Origin of the sequence: Streptomyces umbrinus (assembly GCF_030817415.1) — a bacterium.
GTDB lineage: Bacteria > Actinomycetota > Actinomycetes > Streptomycetales > Streptomycetaceae > Streptomyces > Streptomyces umbrinus_A.
This window is the reverse complement of the sequence record NZ_JAUSZI010000002.1, coordinates 10,329,866-10,347,762: the sequence shown is the minus strand read 5'-3', so window position 1 is coordinate 10,347,762 and position 17,897 is coordinate 10,329,866. Positions and strand designations below refer to the sequence as shown.

Genomic DNA, 17,897 nt, shown 5'->3' with positions numbered 1-17,897 from the left:
CCGCGGACGGCTCAGCCGGCCGGCGACCGGGGCGAAGGGGGCCCGTCAGAGTTCGACCGCCGAGACGGCCGCGGTCATGGCGGGGGCGGAGCCCGAGCACGGCCCGACCCCATCGGGGTCGGAGATCGAGCACGCCCCGGCCGTACCCGAAGCCGCACCTCATCCCCCAGCCGTACCCGAGGCAGAAGCCGAGCCCGCCCCGGCAAAGCCGGGAGCCGCTCCCGCTCCCGGCGACCGTGCCTCAACCCGGGCCGATACCCTGACCGTTGACACCCTGACCGTCGACGGCCTGTCGGTCGACATCCGTACCGCCACAGGGCCCCTCCCCGTCGTACGCGGCGTGAGTTTCGCCGTGCGTTCGGGCGAGACGCTGGCTCTGCTGGGCGAGTCCGGGTGCGGCAAGAGCATGACGGCGCACGCGGTCGCCGGGCTGCTCGATCCGGCCGCCGAAGTCGTGGGCGGGCAGGCCCTGTTGGAGGGCGAGGACCTGCTCGCGCTCGGCTCACGGGCCAGGCGTCGGCTCGCCGGACCGGGCCTCGCCATCGTCTTCCAGGACGCTCTCAGCGCGCTCAACCCCGTCCAGACGGTGGGGGCGCAGCTCGCGGAGCCGTTCCGCATCCACGAGCGGTTGTCCCGGCGCGCGGCGCGGGCGAAAGCGGTCGAGCTGATGGAACGCGTCGGCATCCCGGAGGCGCGCTCGCGTGCGGGCGCCTACCCGCACCAGTTCTCCGGAGGCATGCGCCAGCGGCTGCTGATCGCGATGGCGGTCGCACTCCGGCCGAAGGTCCTGCTCGCCGACGAACCCACCACAGCGCTCGACGTCACCGTGCAGGCCCAGATCATGGACCTCCTGCGCGAACTGCGGAGCGAGCAGAGGATGGCCCTGGTGCTCATCACCCACGACCTCGGCCTGGTCGCCGAGCACGCGGACCGGGTCGCCGTCATGTACGCGGGTACGGTCGTGGAGACCGGCCCGGTTGCCGAGGTGTTCGGCAAGCCCAACCATCCGTACACGCGGGGCCTGTTGGAGTCTGTGCCGGCCGAGCAGCACAAGGGCACCCGGCTGAACTCCATCCCCGGCAGCCCGCCCGATCCCCGCTCCGTACCCTCCGGCTGCGCCTTCCGTCTGCGGTGTCCCATGGCCCGCGACCTGTGCGCCACGCACCTGCCGGTACTGGCCGCGACCGGAACCGACCGCGCCGCCGCCTGCCACTTCGGGAAGGAACTGGCCGATGCCTGAGCCCGGGACGACACTGCTGGAGGCCACCGGCCTGACGAAGAGCTTCGCGGTTCCGCGTACCGCGAAGGGCAGCACCAGGCTGCGCGCGCTCGAAGGGGTGGACCTGCGTCTGGAGCGCGGGGAGACGCTCGGCCTGGTCGGCGAGTCCGGTTGCGGCAAGACCACGCTGGCCAGGGTGCTGCTGATGCTGGAGCGGCCCGACGCGGGCACCGTACGGTTCGACGGAGTGGACCCGTTCTCGTTGTCGGGGGCGAAGCTGCTCGCCTGGCGCCGCAAGGTGCAGATGGTCTTCCAGGACCCGTTCGGCTCGCTCAACCCCCGGCTGTGCGCGGCGGATCTGATCAGCGAGCCGTGGCTCACCCACCGCGACCTCGTGCCCGCCTCGAAGCGCGCGGCGCGCGTGGGTGAGCTGCTGGAGATGGTCGGGCTGCGCGCGTCCGACGCACGTCGCCACCCGCAGGAGTTCTCCGGGGGCCAGCGGCAGCGGATCGGGATCGCCCGCGCCCTGGCGCTGGAGCCCGATGTCATCGTGTGCGACGAACCCGTCTCCGCGCTCGACCTGTCGGTGCAGGCGCAGGTGCTCAACCTGCTGGGTGATCTGCGGGACGAGCTGGGACTGGCGTATGTGTTCATCTCGCACGACCTGTCCGTGGTCCGGCATGTCGCCGACCGGGTCGCCGTGATGTACCTCGGCAGGATCGTGGAGACGGGACCGGCGGAGGAGCTGTTCGAGCAGCCGCGGCACCCCTATACGGCGGCACTTCTGTCGGCGGCCCCGTCCCTGGCGACCGGGGGCGGGCCGAAGAGGGAGCGCATCCTGCTGACCGGCGAAATCCCGTCACCGGCCGACCCGCCGTCCGGCTGCAGGTTCAGAACCCGCTGCTGGCGAGCGGAGGACATCTGCGCCGAGACCTCCCCCACGCCGACACCCGAGACTGCCCACCACAGGGCGGCCTGCCACTTCCCACTGGAGGAGGCGCTGGCGCCCCTCTAGGGGCGCGGGGCTGTATCGATTTGCGGCTCCGCCGCGGGGCGCGCCCAGCCACAACGAACCCGCAGGTTCACAGCCCCACCAAGCGGAGCGTCTAGCTCGCCGTACGCCGAATCCGCCCCGCATACCGCGTCTCAAGGTCAAGGTTCCCCTCGAACCCCCCGGGCACATTGGCCGACACGTAAACCGGCGGTCGCACCCCCGCGGCAAGCAGCAGCGAGGCCGCTTCGGCGACGGCCATCTGGACGAGCATCACGCCGGTCAGAGTCGACAGGGCACAGACGGAGCCACCGCCGGGGAGTTCGAGCAGAGCGTCCCCCCGTGGCGCGGCGTTGTCCAGGACGACGTCGGCGATGTCGGCGAGTTTCCGGCCGCTGGGGTGGGAGGCGGGGACCGCCCGGGTGTGGCTCAGGGAGGTGATGGCCAGGACGCGGTGACCGCGTTCCTTGGCCCGCAGAGCCATCTCCACGATCACACTGTTGACGCCCGAGTTGGAGATGATCACGAACAGGTCCTCGGGCCGGGGCTCGGCGAGGTCGTAGATCCGCTCGGCGACACCGGGCTCGCGCTCCAGGAGCGGGTCGTCGAGGACGCTCGGGTCGTCGCCGCCGTACAGCACGAGGTCGGCGATGCTCAGCCGGTTCGTGGGCACGAGCCCCCCGGCGCGTCCGGCGAGTTCCAGGACGAGGGCCTGGGAGTGGCCGGTGCCGAACGCCTGGACGACGCCGTCGGTCCGCACACAGTGAGCGATCAGCTCGGCGGCGCGCCGCACTTCACCCTCGGCGGACTCGGCGGACGCGGCGATGCGGTTCAGGGCGTCCAGGCCTTCACGCGCAAACCCGCTGGCGTTCACAGAGTCGACGGACACGCGGCACTCCCCACCGGTGGATGAAACCACCATCCCTTACGAGCTTACTTGAATGAATAAACCATAGGTCACGAGCGGCGGGCAACGCCCCCTCCACCGGCGCCGTCACCGCACCCCGGACCCGGCCCGGGCCAGAGGCACCTTTGGTCCTGAGATTCAATCTGCGAGATGGTGGGTGGCTGATACATTCTCAGCTGCACAGCAGGCACCACCGAGGAGATCGGGTACCCCATGGAACGGACCGGCGCCGGCAACGGAATGCCCCCGACGGACGTCACCTCACTGATCCGCACCGAGCTGCCCCGGCTGGCCGGCTCGCTCCGGAAGGTGGGCGAGCTGATCCTGGCGGATCCCGCGGCGGTCACCCACTCCTCCGCCGCCGAGCTGGGGCGCCGCACGGGCACGTCACAGGCCACGGTGACCCGGTTCTGCCGTGCCATCGGCCTCGACTCGTACCAGCACCTGCTGATCGAGCTGGCCCAGGAGCGCGGACGCGGCGAGGTGTCCGACTGGGGCAGCGCGGAGATCGGCCCCGAGATCTCCCCGGACGACGATCTCGAACGCGTCGTCGCCGTCGTCGGCAGCGCCGACCTGCGCGCGGTCCAGCAGACGATCGACCGCATGGACCTGGACGCGCTGGAGCGGGCGGCCCAGGCTGTCGCCCGTGCCCGCCGCATCGACGTCTACGGCGTCGGCGGCAGCGGCGCGGTCGCCCAGGAGACCGAGACCCGGCTGTTCCGCATCGGCTGCTCGGTGCGGGGCTGGAGCGAGGTGCACGGGGCGGCCACCTCCGCCGCGCTGCTCACCCCGGCGGACGTCGCCATCGGCATCTCGCACTCCGGGGCGACCCGCGAGACCATCGAACCCTTCGAGCTCGCCAAGGAGCGCGGCGCCACCACCGTGGCGCTCACCTCCGACCCGCGCTCGCCGCTGGCCCGGGCCGCCGACATCCGGCTGATCTCCGCCACCTCGGAGACCAGCTTCCGCACCGGGAGCATCGGCGGACGGCACTCCGTGCTCGTCCTCATCGACTGTCTGTACGTCCGGGTCGCCCAGCTCTCCTACCAGCGCGCGAGCGCCTCACTGGCGCTGACCGACCACATCACCCCGCAGCACACGGTGAAGAGCCGCCGGACTCGCTGACCCTGGCCGACGATGACCGGCGATGTATGGATGAACCACCGAGAAAACATGAAGATGGTTGTTTGAACCATCCTCTCGGTGCCACGATGGTGCTCCGCCGAGCATCCTCGTAGGAGCCCCATGCGCGTCACCTCTGTCGAGTCGACCGAGCTCTTCGCCGGAACCACCGAGCAGCCGCGCCAGATCGTGGCCGTCGAGCTGAGCCACACCCCCGGCCGGACCGTCCGTCTCACCGTCGAGGGCTCCGGTATCGCCGGGGAGGCCCTCGTCACGGTCGCCGACGACGGCACCGCACGCGCCGAGATACCCGTGCGCACCGGCATCGCCCCGGGCGAGTGCCGCGGCATCTCGGTGACCGCGACCGACGTGATCGCCACCGACGAGGCCCAAGTGGCCGTGCACCCCGCCGAGTTCACGGCGGCGGAGCCGGGCTGGACGATGTTCATGGTCAGCCACTTCCACTACGACCCCGTCTGGTGGAACACCCAGGGCGCGTACACCGAGACCTGGGACGTCGCCGACGACCCGGCGTCGACGGGGCTGCCCGCGCGCACCTTCGACTCCCGCGGCCAGTCCGGTATGAGTCTCGTACGGGCCCACTGCGATCTGGCGCGCCGCGACCCGGCGTACACCTTCGTGCTCGCGGAGGTCGACTACCTCAAGCCGTACTGGGACGCCTTCCCGGAGGAGCGCGCCTTCCTGCGGGAACTGCTGCGGACCGGCCGGGTCGAGATCATGGGCGGCACCTACAACGAGCCCAACACCAACCTCACCGGCGCCGAGGCCACCATCCGCAACGCCGTCTACGGGGACGGCTTCCAGCGAGCCGTCATGGGCGCGTCGCCGGAGACGGCCTGGCAGCTGGACGCCTTCGGCCACGACCCGCAGTTCCCGGGGCTGATGGCCGACGCGGGACTGTCCTCCAGCTCGTGGGCGCGCGGCCCCTTCCACCAGTGGGGTCCCACGCTGTCCGTGTTCGGCGAGGAACCCCGGGATCCGAACCGGATGCAGTTCCCCGCCGAGTTCTCCTGGATCGCCCCCTCGGGGCGCGGGCTGCTGACCGCGTACATGGTCAACCACTACGGCGCGGGCTGGGCCATCGACAACGCACCGACACTGCCCGAGGCCCAGGCGGCCGCGCTCAAGCTCTTCAAGGGGCTCAAGCAGGTCGCGCTCACCCGCAACGTGCTGCTCCCGGTCGGCGGGGACTACGCGCCGCCGTGCCGCTGGGTCATGGACATCCACCGGGACTGGAACGCCCGGTACGTCTGGCCCCGCTTCGTCAGCGCCGTGCCGCGCGACTTCTTCGCCGCCGTGCGGGCCGAGCTGGACGCCGAGGGGCGCACGGCGTCACCGCAGACCCGGGACATGAACCCCGTCTACACCGGCAAGGACGTCTCCTACATCGACACCAAGCAGGCCCAGCGGTACGGGGAGACGCTGCTCGCCGACGCCGAGGCCTGGGCGACGCTCGCCTCGCTCGTCACCGGGCACCCCTATCCGGACGCGGCCCTCGACAAGGCGTGGCGGCAGCTGATCTACGGCGCCCATCACGACGCCATCACCGGCTCGGAGTCCGACCAGGTCTACATCGACCTGCTCACCGGATGGCGGGAGCTGGCGGACCTCGCCGAGACCGTGCACGCCGACGCGACCGACGCCCTTGCCCGGCACGTGGCCCCGCTGCCGGGCGGCGGCCCCGACCTGGTGGTCTTCAACTCCGCGACCTGGCAGCGGCAGGACGTACTGACCGTCGACGACCCCGGACTCGTACCGCTCGACGACACGGGTCTCCCGCTGCCCGCCGTGCGGGAGAACGGCGAGCTGCGCGTGATCGTGCCGGAGGTCCCCGGCATGGGGCTCAAGGCGCTCCCGCTCGCGCGGGGCACCGTCTCCGAGTGGGTGCCGGGCGTAGGCACCACGATCAGCAACGAGTTCTACGAGCTGACCGTGGACCCGGGACGCGGCGGCGGGGTGAGCCGGCTGCGCGCGCTCACGGAGGGCGGGCGGGACCTGCTGCGCGTCGGCGACATCGGCAACGAGCTGGTCGTACAGGAGGAGTACCCGCGGCACCCCCGCTTCGGCGAGGGCCCCTGGCATCTCACCCCGACCGGCACCACGGCCGCCCGCAGCCGCGACGTGACCGCGGGCGTCCGGGTCGAGCACTCCCCCGCCGGCTCCCGCATCACCGTCACCGCCGACCTCGGCCTCTTCCGCTACACACAGCGGCTGTGCCTGTGGAAGGGGGTCGCGCGCCTCGACGTGTCCACCACGGTCGACGGGTACGACGGCGCCGACCGGCTGATCCGGGTCCGCTGGCCCTCCGACGTACGGGGCGGGCTGCCGGTGCACGAGGTGGCCGACGCGGTGATCGGGCGCGGGTTCGGCTTCGTGGAGGTCGACAGCGAGCGGTTCCCCTGGACGCTGGACAACCCGGCCAACACCTGGTTCGGCCTCGGCTCCACGGCCCGTGCCGAGATCCGCGACGACACGGGCGCGCTCCTGGGCCACCGTTCGATCGGCGTGGCCGAACTCGTCTACGCCTCCTGGGACGAGGCCGGTGAACTCGGCACCCCGCTCGCGGCGGCCCTGGTCCGCGCGGGCGTCACCGCGACCTCGACGATCGCCGACGGACCGCGCTACGGCGACCTGGAGATCGACTCCAACCTGCCCGACATCCGCATCGCCGTCGGCGGCCCCGAACGCAACACGGTCGTCGCCGAAGCGCTCGGCTGGGACCCGGCCGCCGGACGCGAGCTGCGCCGCCAGCTGGCCGCGCACGGCATCGCGGCCGTCTGGGTCGCGCCGCGCGCGAGCCTGCGCGAGGAGTGGGTCCCCGGAGCCGACCTCCGCGACCTCGAACGGCTGCCGCTGCTCGTCGTGGCGGGCGCCCGCCCGCAGGACGACGCCAAGGCGGTCGACGCGCTGGTGGCCGACCTGGACGACGCGGTCCTGGGGGCCACGGCGGCGGGCGGCGGCGAGGCCCTGCCACCCGGCGACGCCTGGGACGGCCGCAGCTTCGCCGTCCTCAACCGCGGCACACCCGGCTGCGTGGTCACGTCGTCCGGGGACCTCTACATGTCGCTGATGCGCTCCTGCACGGGCTGGCCCTCGGGCATCTGGATCGACCCGCCCCGCCGAACCGCCCCCGACGGCTCGGCCTTCCAGCTCCAGCGGTGGTCGCACACCTTCGAGTACGCCGTGGTGGGCGGCGAGGGCGACTGGCGGAAGCTGGGACTGCCGCGCACCGGCCACGCGTACAACCACCCGCTCACGGCACGGCTGCGCGACGGCGACGCATCACCGCAGGACCCCGTCCTGCCGAGGAGGGCGAAGCTGCTGGGACTGGAGCCCGAGGGCGAGGTCCTGCTCGACGCGCTCAAGCCCGTCGGCTCGCCACTGGCCCGCGGCAGCGTGGCCCCGGCGGACCCGGGCCGCGGAGTCGTCGTACGGATGCACGAGGTGTCCGGCCGTCCGGTCCTGGCCCAGGTGAGCGGCCCGCTGGCATGGACGGCCGGAGCCCGGGCCGACGTCCTGGAGAACCCCGGGACACCGCTGGTCCCGGGCCAGGAAGGTGTTCTCGACGTCGGCCTGACCGGGTTCGAGGTCGCGACGGTCCTGGCGACTCCCGAGGCCGGAAAGACTCCGCACGGCCCCGGCGTCGCCGCGCACGAGCCCGCGCAACCCGTCCACACCCGGTACTGGCTGCACAACTCCGGCCCCGCCCCGCGCGGCAACATGCCCGTCGCGGTGTACGTCTCGCCGACCGCGCTCACCGTCTCCGGCCGCCCCGTGACCGCGACGGTCCGTGTCGGCTCGGAGCTCACCGACGCCCCGGTCTCGGGCACGGTCGCCCTGCGCGTACCGCCCGGCTGGTCCGCCGAACCCGCCGAACTGCCGTACGCGCTGGGCCCCGGCGGCTTCACCCTCTCCGAGGTCACCGTCACCCCGGCCCCGGACGCCGCACCCGGCCGCCACTGGCTCGCCGCGCTGCTGTCGTACGGCGGTCAGACGTACGAGGATGTCGTGGCCCTCGACGTGCCGGGCACCGTCCCGGAGGGCGAGCCGGACGGCCGTGCGGGCCCGACTCTCGTGTCCCGCCTGGGGGTTGAGCGCATCAGGGTGCGCGCGGGCGAGCTCGGCCGGGTTCCGGTGACCGTCCGCAACACCACCCGCGGTCCGGTCGACGGCACCCTGTGGGCGGTGTCGTCGTGGGGCACCTGGCCGGGGGTGGGTCCGGGCTGCCAGGGCTTCACCGTGCCCGCCGGGGAGCGGCTGGAGTGCGTGATCGAGGTGGACGGCCGTGCGGTGCCACCGGGTTCGTACTGGCTGATGGCGAAGATCGCCTGGCACGGCAACGTCGCCTACACGGAGGCCGTACCGCTGGAGGTGCTGCCGTGAGCGACCACGTACATGCGCGTTCACATCCACCCGGCAGCCCCGCACACGTCCACCTGCCCGAGGGAGTTGCCGCGCTCGTGCACGGTGACTCCCTCGCCGCGGCGCACGTGGACGCGCTGCTGAGGGTCGTACCGCCGCGCGATCCCGTAGCTCGCCCCGACGCGTCGGCGCGTGCCGAACGGCAGCGGCGGCGCTGGGCGACCCAGGTGGTCGTCGTGGACGAACTGGCCCGCCGGGCCTGCGCCGAGCGCGGGCTGAGGCCTCCCGAAGAAGTCCGGCCGGCCCAGGTGCTCGCCGTGGCCGAGGAGGACGTCGCGGATCTCGGCAGCATCGTCGCCGCGGTGCTCGCCCACTCCCCGGCCGCCCGTGTCCTGCTCGCCGCGCTGGAGAGCGAGCAGGACGTACCGGAGTCGGCGGTACGGGACTATTACGACCGCAACCCGGACCGCTTCCTCACCCCGGACGCCCTGCGACGCGGAGTGGACCCCTTCGGGGGGACGGACACCTCGGACCACCTTCCGTACGAGGGTGTACGCGAGCGTGTCGCCCACGAGTTGCGCCGGTCCGCCGGCCGGCGTGCCTTCTTCGCCTGGCTCGACCGGGCGCGGGCCGGGGTGGTGTACGCCGCCGGGCACGAGCACCCCGGCGATCCGTCGCACCCGGACCACGAGCACCGGCACTGACCCGCACGCCGACCGCGTACGGCCGCGCGCGCCGACGGCGTACTGACCGCGCACCGACCGCGTCCGGAACCTAAAAGCAACACAGCACCCATTGACCTCCGATGAATTCTGGTCCACCTTTTCATCAATCGGAGTCGAAGTTGGTGAATTGAACCAGCAGCAGACTGGGTCTCAGGAGGGCAGCAATGCGCGCAAGAAGACTGACAGGATCCCTGGCCTGGCTCGTCGTGGTGACGTTGACGGCCGCAGGCTGCGGCCTCTCCGGCGGCTCCGACGACGGTGGCGCCACCGCGGGCGGTTGCAAGGTCAACGAGGGAAACGTCGGGTCGGGCAAGCTCACCGGTGACGTCAAGGGGAAGATCACTTTCCAGACGACCAACCTGAAGAAGGACTTCGGGGGCTTCTTCAACGGGGTGATCAAGGACTTCGAGAAGGCCAACCCCGGCACCTCGGTCAAGTGGATCGACGACCCCGGCGACAACACGTTCACCCAGCGCACCGTCGCCGACGCCCAGGGCTGCACGATGCCGGACGTGATCAACATCGACGCCCCCACCGCGACCGCCCTCACCAAGGCCGGTTACCTGCTGAACGTGGGCGTCAAGGACCCGGACGCCGCCAAGCCCTTCGTCCCGGCGTTCTGGAAGTCCAGCACCTACAAGGACGCCTCGGGGAAGGCGGCGCACACCGTGCTGCCCTGGTACACCGGAGGCGTCCTCCTCACGTACAACACCGACATGCTGAAGAAGGCCGGGATCGACCCGGCGAAGCCGCCGAAGACGATGTTCGGTCTGTTCGCCGACTACGAGAAGATCGCCAAGTCGGCCAAGGGCAAGTACTTCGCGACGATGGCCAACCCGATCTGGCGGATCCCGGCCGACTGGGACCAGATGAACATCAAGACCCTCTCCGCCGACGGCAAGTCGACCGCCTTCGCCGACGACCCGAGGACCGCCCAGTGGGTGGCCTGGATGGCGAAGCTGTACAAGGAAGGCGCCATGCCGAAGGACTCGCTGTCCTCCAGCAACGACCCCTCCACGCCGTACAGCCAGGGCCAGGTCGCCTACGGTTCGACGAACCCGAGCTTCGTGCGCTTCGTGAAGCAGAACAGCCCGTCGGTGTACGCCAAGACCGGCGTCGGCCAGCAGCCCTTCGACGCGCTCGGCCACACCACGGCCGCCCCTCAGTACATCTCGGTCGCCGCGACCAGCAAGCACGCCCCCACCGCGCTCGCGTTCGCCAAGTTCCTCACCAACGCCGAGAACCAGACGGCCTGGTGCAAGGATCCGAAGGTCGTGATCTTCCCGACGACCACGACCTCGCTCGACGACCCGTTCTTCCAGAACGCGACCGGCAGCGACCCCTTCTCCCAGGCCCGCAAGCTCGTCGCCGAGCAGCTCAAGACCACCACCGCCTACCAGACCAACGTCTCCCCGGCCGTGCAGAAGGCCATCGTGTCCCAGGTCCAGCTGGCCATGCAGGGCAAGAAGAGCCCCGAGCAGGCCGTGAAGGACGCCCAGGAGAAGGCCGACGAGCTGTTGAAGCAGGCAGGCTGATCGTGGCGACGCAGACCGCGAAGCCGGTGTCGGCGCCCGGTGCGGAGCACACAGTCTCCGTGCCGGGCGCGGCCCCGTCCCGCATACGCCGACTGAGCCGGGCGGTGCTGCCCGGCCCCGCTCCCGGCGCCAACGGCGCGGCGCTGTACCGCCGTTGGTGGCTGCCCTGGCTGTGGACCGCCCCCGCGATCGTCTGCGCGGTGGTCTTCGGCGTGTTCCCGTTCCTCAACACGCTCCTGCTGTCGTTCACCGACGCCAAGCCGCTCGGCGGCGCCGCGAGCTTCGTGGGGCTGGACAACTACACCCGGATGCTGGACGACTCGGACTTCTGGCTGGCGACCCGCAACAGCATCCTGTACGCGCTGATCGTCGTACCGCTGATGGTGCTGCTGCCGCTGCTGCTGGCCATCCTGGTGGAGAAGAACCTGCCCGGCATCGGCTTCTTCCGCTCCGCCTTCTACACCCCGGTGCTCGCCTCCAGCGTGGTCGTGGGTCTGAGCTGGCAGTGGCTGCTGGCCGACGACGGGCTGATCAACACCTGGCTGGAGAAGGCCCATCTGATCAGGGACGCCATCCCCTTCCTGTCCGACTCGTGGCTGATCCTGTTCTCCGCGATGGGCCTGACCCTGTGGAAGGGCCTCGGCTGGTACATGATCTTCTACCTGGCCGCGCTGGGGAACGTGCCCAAGGAACTGCACGAGGCGGCGTCCATGGACGGCGCCGGTGCGGCCCGCCGCTTCTGGCACATCACCGTGCCGGGCGTGCGGCAGGCCATGATGCTGGTCGGCACCCTCACCGGCATCGGCTCACTGCGGGTGTTCACCGAGCTGTACATGCTCGGCGGTCCCACCGGTGGCCCCGGTGGCGCGGACCGGACCCTGCCCTTCTACATCAAGGACGTCGGCCTCGACCCGATCACCGGCAACGCCGGCTACGGCTCGGCGGTCAGTGTGGCGCTGTTCCTGCTGACGCTGGGGCTGACCCTGCTGGCGCAGCGGCTGACGAGGGAGGACGAGTCATGACGACCGCGACCGCAGCCTCGACCGCAACCGCCGCAGAGACCGCACCGCGCCGCAGGAGACTGCTCCCGCGCTGGCGGGACTACGGCCGCCCCCGCGAACTCGTCGTCCGCTACCTGCTGTTGCTCTTCGTGCTCGGCATCACCGTCGGGCCGTTGGTCTGGCAGCTGCTGGCCTCGCTGAAGAGCACCAGCGAGGACGTCTTCGGCGCGAACGCCTCGCTGTTTCCGCACGAGCCGACCCTGCGGGCCTACCGGGCGGTCTTCGACCAGGTGCCGGTGGCCACGTACATCAGGAACAGCATGTTCGTGGTCCTCCTGTCGGTCGGCAGCCAGCTGCTGTTCTCCACCACGGCCGGCTACATGCTCTCCAAGCCCAACTGGAAGGGCCGCAAGGCGGTTTGGGTCGTACTGATCGCCTCGATGATGTTCCCCTTCGAGTCGATCATGGTGTCGCTGTTCCTGAGCATCCGCGACCTGGGCCTGGTCGACAATCTGGTGGGCGTGTGGCTGCCGGGGTTCGTCGGTGCGATCAACGTGCTGCTGATGCGCGCCGCTTTCATGGCGGTGCCGCGCGAGATCGAGGACTCTGCGATGCTCGACGGCGCCGGCGAGTGGCAGCGCTTCCGGTACCTGTATCTGCCGTCCGCGTGGGGCGCGATCCTGGTGGTCACCATCAACACCTTCATCAGCGCCTGGGACGACTTCCTCTGGCCGCTGATCGTGCTGCGCTCGGAGGAACACATGACGCTGACGCTGGGTCTCTCGCGGCTGCAGAGCTCGTCGTTCGGCTACGACCAGCGGGTGGTGATGGCCGGTTCGGTCATCTCCGTCATCCCGGTGCTGGTGCTGTTCGTGATCACGCAGCGGTGGTTCTACAAGGGGGTTTCGTCGGGGGCCGTGAAGCTCTGACGACCTGCCGGCCGTCGCTGTGGACCGGCGCCGTCAACCGTCGATCCGCAGCACGGCCGGTACGGCGTCCAGCGCGGCCCGCGCCGATTCCGCGACGCGGATCTCCATGGTGCCGGGCAGCACGCCCGTCTCCAAGTCGGCGCCGACCTGCGCGAGTTGGTCGGCGCCGAGGGGGATGGCGACTGTGCGGGTCTCGCCCAGAGTGAGTTCGACGTTCCTGAAGGCGCGCAGTTCGAGCGTGCGCGGCCACACGGGCGTGACCAGTCGCCGGATGTAGAGCTGGACGACAGTACGCCCGGCCCGTTCCCCCGTGTTGGTGACGTCGACCGTGACAGTGCGCCCGGACAGGAGCGGCGGGCCATAGGCGAAGCTCGTGTACGACAGCCCGTGCCCGAAGGAGTAGAGCGGCTCGACGCTCTCGTCGACGTAGGCCCCGTACTCGGTGTCCTTGTGGTTGTAGTACACGGGGAGTTGGGCGGCCGAGCGCGGGACCGAGACGGGCAGGCGCCCGCGCGGCTCGGCGTGCCCGAGGAGCACCTCGGCGAGCGCGTCGCCGCCCCACGGGCCCGGGTACCAGGCGGTGAGCAGCGCGGCCGCGCGTTCCGCCGCCTCCGGGACGGCATGCGGGCGGCCCTGCACCAGGACCACGACCGTGGGGGTGCCGGTCGCCACGACGGCGTCCAGCAGGGCGTGTTGGGCCCTGCCGAGCCGCAGCCCCGCGAGGTCGGCGCCCTCTCCGCAGGTCATCTCGGAGACGGCGCCGAGGGCCGCGCCGTTGGCGGCGAAGTCGGTCTCGGGGGTACGGGCGCTGCTGCCGCCCAGCGCGAGCACGGCCAGGTCGGAGACGCCGGCCTGGGCGATGGCCTCGGGGATCCCCGAGAGGTCGTTGCCGGTGAGGGCGCAGCCGCGGGCGTGGCGGACGTCCACTCCGGGCGGGGCGAGTCGCCGCAGCCCGTCGAGGAGACTGGCGCCGGTGCCGGGGCGCTGCGGGGCCGTGTAGTCGCCGAGTTGGTGGGCTGTGGTGGCGGCGTGCGGACCGAGGACCGCGATGCGGGACACCGCCGGGCGGACGGGCAGGACGCCCCCGTCGTCGTGCAGGAGTGTGACCGCGCCTCGGGCGATGGCGGTGCTCAGTTCCCGGCCGCGGTCAGGTGACGGATCGGTCAACCGGTCTTCGGCACAAGGCCGTTCGAACAGACCGAGGCGGAACTTGAGGCGCAGCACCCGGGCGACGGCGGCGTCGAGCACGTCCTCCTGGACGAGTCCACGCTCGACGGCTTCTTCCAGGTGCGTGAACCCGTCGTCCCAGAGGCTCAGATCGACACCCGCGTCGAGCGCGAGGGCGCCCGCCGAGACCGTGTCGCCGGTGATCCGGGCCAGCCGGTCGACGGCCAGCCCGTCGGCCATGACCAGCCCGTCGAAGGCCCAGCGCTCGCGCAACAGCCCGGTGAGCAAAGCCCTGTTGCCCGCGCAGGGAAGCCCGTCGACCTCGTTGTACGCGGCCATGACGGCAGCGGCTCCCGCCCGGACTCCGGCCCGTGCGGCGGGGAGATGGATCTCGTGGAGCTCTCGGGGCCCGAGCTCGGACTCCGCGGAGTTGCGGCCCCCGACGGTGGCGCCCTGTCCGGCGAAGTGCTTGAGCACCACGGCGGCCTTGTCCTCGGCGAACTGCCCGTCCGCGCAACCGGATTGACCCTGCATACCCCGCACCAGCGCCTCGGTGAGCCGGGCGGCCAGATACGGGTCCTCGCCGAAGCACTCCTCTGTACGGCCCCAGCGGGGGTCGCGCGCGAGGTCGAGGGCGGAGACGAGGGCGACATGGCCGCCACGGGCCCGCAGTTCGGCCGCGGCATGGGCGGCGGCCTGCTCGTACAGCTCGGGGTCCCAGGTGGCTCCGACGGCGAGGTTGACCGGCAAAACCGTGCCGTCCAGGGCCATCAGGCCGTGCGGAACCTCCTCGACGAGGAGCGCCGGGATGCCGAGGCGGCTGCTTTCCATGACGTGGCGCTGCACCAGGTCGGCGAGCGTGGCTCCGTCGGCCGCGCCCGCGCCGGTGGAGTGGTCGACGCCCGACCAGGCGTCGGCGCGCAGGAGTCCGTACAGGGCGCCGAGGCCTGCGAAGCGCTCGGTCTCGGCGTACAGCGCCTCGGTGAGTTCGAAGCCGTCCGGTGTGCGGCGGTAGGCGTCCCAGCCGTACATCCGCTGGTTGAGCTGGCCGGCCTTCTCCCGCAGGGTCATCCGGGCGAGCAGGTCGGCGACCCGGTCGTCGACGGCGGCGTCCGGGTCCAGGTAGAGGGGGCCGTGGGTGTCGTGGCCCCGGGAGACCTCGGGTGTCGGCTCGGGCCGGGCGGCCGCGTGTTCCGGAGTCGGCATGCGACCGGTCCTTCCGTGCTGTTGTCGCGGGGAGTGTCGAGGGGCGTACCGGTCAGGTGGCCGGGGTGGAGGGTGTCGACGAGCGGCCGTGCCCGAGCCGGGCGAGGGCCACGGCACCCCCGCAGCCGTCCGCCACCCAGTCCAGCGTCAGGCCGAGTGCCTTGAGGCGCTCGCTCAGAGGAACGGTCAAGGGTCCTTCGGGGCCGAGCAGTCCGCCGGTGGCGACGATCCGTTCGCCCTGGCGCGGTTCCAGCGCGCGGACCGGCTCCAGCAGATGGTCCGCCGCCTCGTCGAGGATCGCCTGCGCGACCGCGTCCTTGTGCCGGGCCGCCTCGGCGACCAGCGGGGCGAGACGGGCGAGGTGGATCGGGGGCTCGGCCATGACGGCGGGCAGCAGGTGCATGCGGTAGGCCGCGCGCTGCGCGGGCGACCACTTCGGCTCCGCAGGGAGGCGCTCATGGGCGGAGCCGGATGCGACGGAGGTGCTGCCGGAGGCATCAGCACCGCCCGGGCCCACCGGGTGGTTCGGACCGCTCGCACCATTCGGGCTCGCCACGCCATCGCGGCCACCCGCACCACTCGGGCTTCCCAGGCCATCTCCGCCGCCCGCACCACTCGGACTTCCCACACCATCCCGGCCGCCCGCACCGCCCAGGCCGGCCGGGCCTCCGTACGGCCGGTCCTCGGCGTACGGCAGCGCCTCGGCCGGCAACCCCAGTGCCCGGCCGACCGCGTCGGCCAGCGTCGTGGGGCCGCCGCGGCCGTCCGCCATCCGCAATGCCGCCCGTACCGCGCTGCGGCCGATCCAGAAGCCGCCGCCGTCGTCCCCGAGCAGCCAGCCGTCACCGCCGACGGTCACCGCGCAACGGCGGCCCCTGATCCGCATCGCGACCACGCCGGTGCCCGCCACCAGGGCCAGCCCGTCGGCCGGGGCGCCGGGTGCGGAGGCGAAGGCCGCCTCGATGTCGCTGCTGACGCCGACCGAATCCGCCGCGATGCCCAGGCGTCGCAGCGCGGCGGTGAGCGCGGCCAGGGCGTTGAGGCGGCCGGGCTCGTCCGGGGCGGTCTCCGCAGCGCCCGCGAAGCCGCCGGCCACGGCGACGACCCTGGCGCGGTCCGGCTCCGGCACCGCCCGGGCGACGGCCTCGGCCAGGTGTTCGGTGAGCAGCGGCACGGGGACGGTCAGGGCGTTGCCGGGTCCTGCCACGCCCTGACCGAGCACGCGGCCGTCCACCACGGACGCCAGAACGGCGCGGGTACGGGTACCGCCGGCGTCCAGGCCCACCACGAGATCCCGATTCCGCACCCGATCCCGCGCCCGACCTGGATCCTGGTTCAAATCATTGTTCATTGGCGACCATGGTGGTTGATACATTCGCCGAGAACAAGCCCCGGCCGCGCGTCGGCACAGGTTTCCGAGGAGGACCCCATCAGCACTCCCCCCGTATCCAGCGCGCCCGCGCCCCGCTTCGGTGTGAACTACACGCCCCGCCGCGGCTGGTTCCACTCCTGGCACGACTTCGATCCGGCCCACGCCCGCGAGGACCTCGCCCAGATAGCCGGGCTCGGCCTGGACCACATCCGCGTCTTCCACCTCTGGCCGCTCCTGCAGCCCAACCGCACGCTGATCCGCGGCGCGGCCGTCGACCAGTTGGTCCAGCTCGTCGACCTGGCGGCCGAGGCCGGTCTCGACGTCCTCGTGGACGGAGTGCAGGGCCATCTGTCCAGCTTCGACTTCTATCCGGAGTGGACCCGCAGCTGGCATCACCGCAACGTGTTCACCGACCCCGAGGCCATCGAGGCCCAGGCGGAGCTGCTCCGCGTCCTCGGCCGCGCACTCGCCGACCGGCCCAATCTCATCGGCCTCCAGCTCGGCAACGAGCTCAACAACCTGGTCGAGCACAACCCGGTGACGGTCGCGGAAGTGGACCACTACCTCGACACCCTCCTCGCCGCCGCCCGGGACGGTCTGTCCACGGCCCCGCCCGGCCGCCTCGTCACGCACTCCGCTTACGACGCGGCCTGGTACGGCGACGACCACCCGTTCACGCCGGAGGCCTCGGCCCGCAAGGGCGACCTGACCACCGTCCACCCATGGGTCTTCTCGGGCGACTGCGCACGCCGTTACGGCCCCCTCTCGCCGCAGGTCCTGCACCTCGCCGAGTACGGCGTGGAGCTCGCCAAGGCCTACGCCGAGGACGTGACACGGCCGGTCTGGGCGCAGGAGACCGGGGCACCCGAGCCGCACATCCCGGCGGCCGACGCACCGGAGTTCGCCCGCGCCACCGTGCTCAACGCCTCCGAGTGCGCGGGGCTGTGGGGCGTGACCTGGTGGTGCTCCCACGACGTGGACCGCTCCCTGGCCGACTACCCGGAGCTGGAGTACACCCTCGGCCTCTTCGACTCCTCCGGCCGCCCCAAGCCGATCGCCGCCGCGCTCGCCGACACCGTCGCAGAGGTGCGCGCCAAGCCCCGCCCCGCTCAGCCGCGCGACCTGGCCCTGGTCCTGGACTGCACACCCGCCACCCGGTCCGTCTCGGGTCCGGGCGGCGCGTACTTCGAGGCGTGGATGTGGCTGCGGAGCCAGGGCGTCCGCCCGACGGTGGTCCTGGCCTCGCACACGGACGACGCCGACTACCTTTCGGCCCGCGGCATCACGGACCTCGTACGGAATCCGTGACCGCGCCGGACACCGAAGCCGGTCAACGTGAC

General features: G+C 71.9%; 11 protein-coding genes and 1 pseudogene. 9 read left to right on the top strand and 3 right to left on the bottom strand.

All coding sequences use genetic code 11. The annotated features are described in order from the left end of the window. The first annotated feature begins 76 nt into the window (after positions 1–76). Together QF035_RS45865 and QF035_RS45860 are read left to right on the top strand one after the other, a co-directional pair. Entirely contained in the window at positions 77–1,240 is a 1,164-nt protein-coding gene (locus QF035_RS45865; RefSeq protein ID WP_373467023.1) for an ABC transporter ATP-binding protein, read from the top strand. Then, positions 1,233–2,234, top strand: a complete 1,002-nt coding sequence (locus tag QF035_RS45860; protein WP_307527888.1) for an ABC transporter ATP-binding protein — start codon at positions 1,233–1,235, stop codon at positions 2,232–2,234. Before QF035_RS45865 ends, QF035_RS45860 begins: the two co-directional genes overlap by 8 nt. Positions 2,235–2,325: 91 nt before the next feature. Here QF035_RS45860 and QF035_RS45855 read toward each other — a convergent pair whose 3' ends face one another. Next, complete coding sequence (locus QF035_RS45855) at positions 2,326–3,099, bottom strand: SIS domain-containing protein (protein ID WP_307527886.1); 774 nt, start codon at positions 3,097–3,099, stop codon at positions 2,326–2,328. A gap of 258 nt (positions 3,100–3,357) precedes the next feature. Between QF035_RS45855 and QF035_RS45850 the strand changes: the two genes are divergently transcribed. The 6 genes from QF035_RS45850 (at position 3,358) to QF035_RS45825 (ending at position 12,812) form a co-directional block, all read left to right on the top strand. Next, positions 3,358–4,242, top strand: coding sequence for a MurR/RpiR family transcriptional regulator (locus tag QF035_RS45850; RefSeq protein WP_307531877.1), 885 nt, complete (start codon positions 3,358–3,360; stop codon positions 4,240–4,242). Positions 4,243–4,362: 120 nt separating this feature from the next. Beyond that, positions 4,363–8,643: a glycoside hydrolase family 38 N-terminal domain-containing protein gene (locus QF035_RS45845; protein WP_307527884.1), complete on the top strand. Its 4,281-nt coding sequence runs from the start codon at positions 4,363–4,365 to the stop codon at positions 8,641–8,643. After that, positions 8,640–9,326, top strand: coding sequence for a peptidyl-prolyl cis-trans isomerase (locus QF035_RS45840; protein ID WP_373466825.1), 687 nt, complete (start codon positions 8,640–8,642; stop codon positions 9,324–9,326). The genes QF035_RS45845 and QF035_RS45840 overlap by 4 nt, the downstream gene beginning before the upstream one ends. A 185-nt stretch (positions 9,327–9,511) precedes the next feature. Then, entirely contained in the window at positions 9,512–10,882 is a 1,371-nt protein-coding gene (locus QF035_RS45835) for an extracellular solute-binding protein (protein ID WP_307527882.1), read from the top strand. Further along, positions 10,882–11,904 carry a carbohydrate ABC transporter permease gene (locus tag QF035_RS45830; RefSeq protein WP_373467022.1) on the top strand — a complete coding sequence of 341 codons (1,023 nt, stop codon included), beginning with the start codon at positions 10,882–10,884 and terminating at the stop codon, positions 11,902–11,904. Before QF035_RS45835 ends, QF035_RS45830 begins: the two co-directional genes overlap by 1 nt. Continuing rightward, complete coding sequence (locus QF035_RS45825) at positions 11,901–12,812, top strand: carbohydrate ABC transporter permease (protein ID WP_307527880.1); 912 nt, start codon at positions 11,901–11,903, stop codon at positions 12,810–12,812. The genes QF035_RS45830 and QF035_RS45825 overlap by 4 nt, the downstream gene beginning before the upstream one ends. A 33-nt stretch (positions 12,813–12,845) precedes the next feature. Here the strand turns inward: QF035_RS45825 and QF035_RS45820 are convergent, their stop codons facing one another. Together QF035_RS45820 and QF035_RS45815 are read right to left on the bottom strand one after the other, a co-directional pair. Continuing rightward, the gene (locus QF035_RS45820) at positions 12,846–15,050 is read right to left on the bottom strand and encodes a glycoside hydrolase family 3 N-terminal domain-containing protein (RefSeq protein ID WP_307531870.1); all 2,205 of its coding nucleotides are present in this window, start codon (positions 15,048–15,050) and stop codon (positions 12,846–12,848) included. A gap of 187 nt (positions 15,051–15,237) precedes the next feature. Further along, positions 15,238–16,536 (bottom strand): BadF/BadG/BcrA/BcrD ATPase family protein, encoded by a 1,299-nt coding sequence (locus QF035_RS45815; protein ID WP_307527878.1) that lies wholly within the window; start codon positions 16,534–16,536, stop codon positions 15,238–15,240. 8 nt (positions 16,537–16,544) lie between these two features. Here QF035_RS45815 and QF035_RS45810 point away from each other — a divergent pair. Then, positions 16,545–17,865: pseudogene (locus QF035_RS45810) on the top strand (glycoside hydrolase 5 family protein). Positions 17,866–17,897 lie beyond the last annotated feature (32 nt).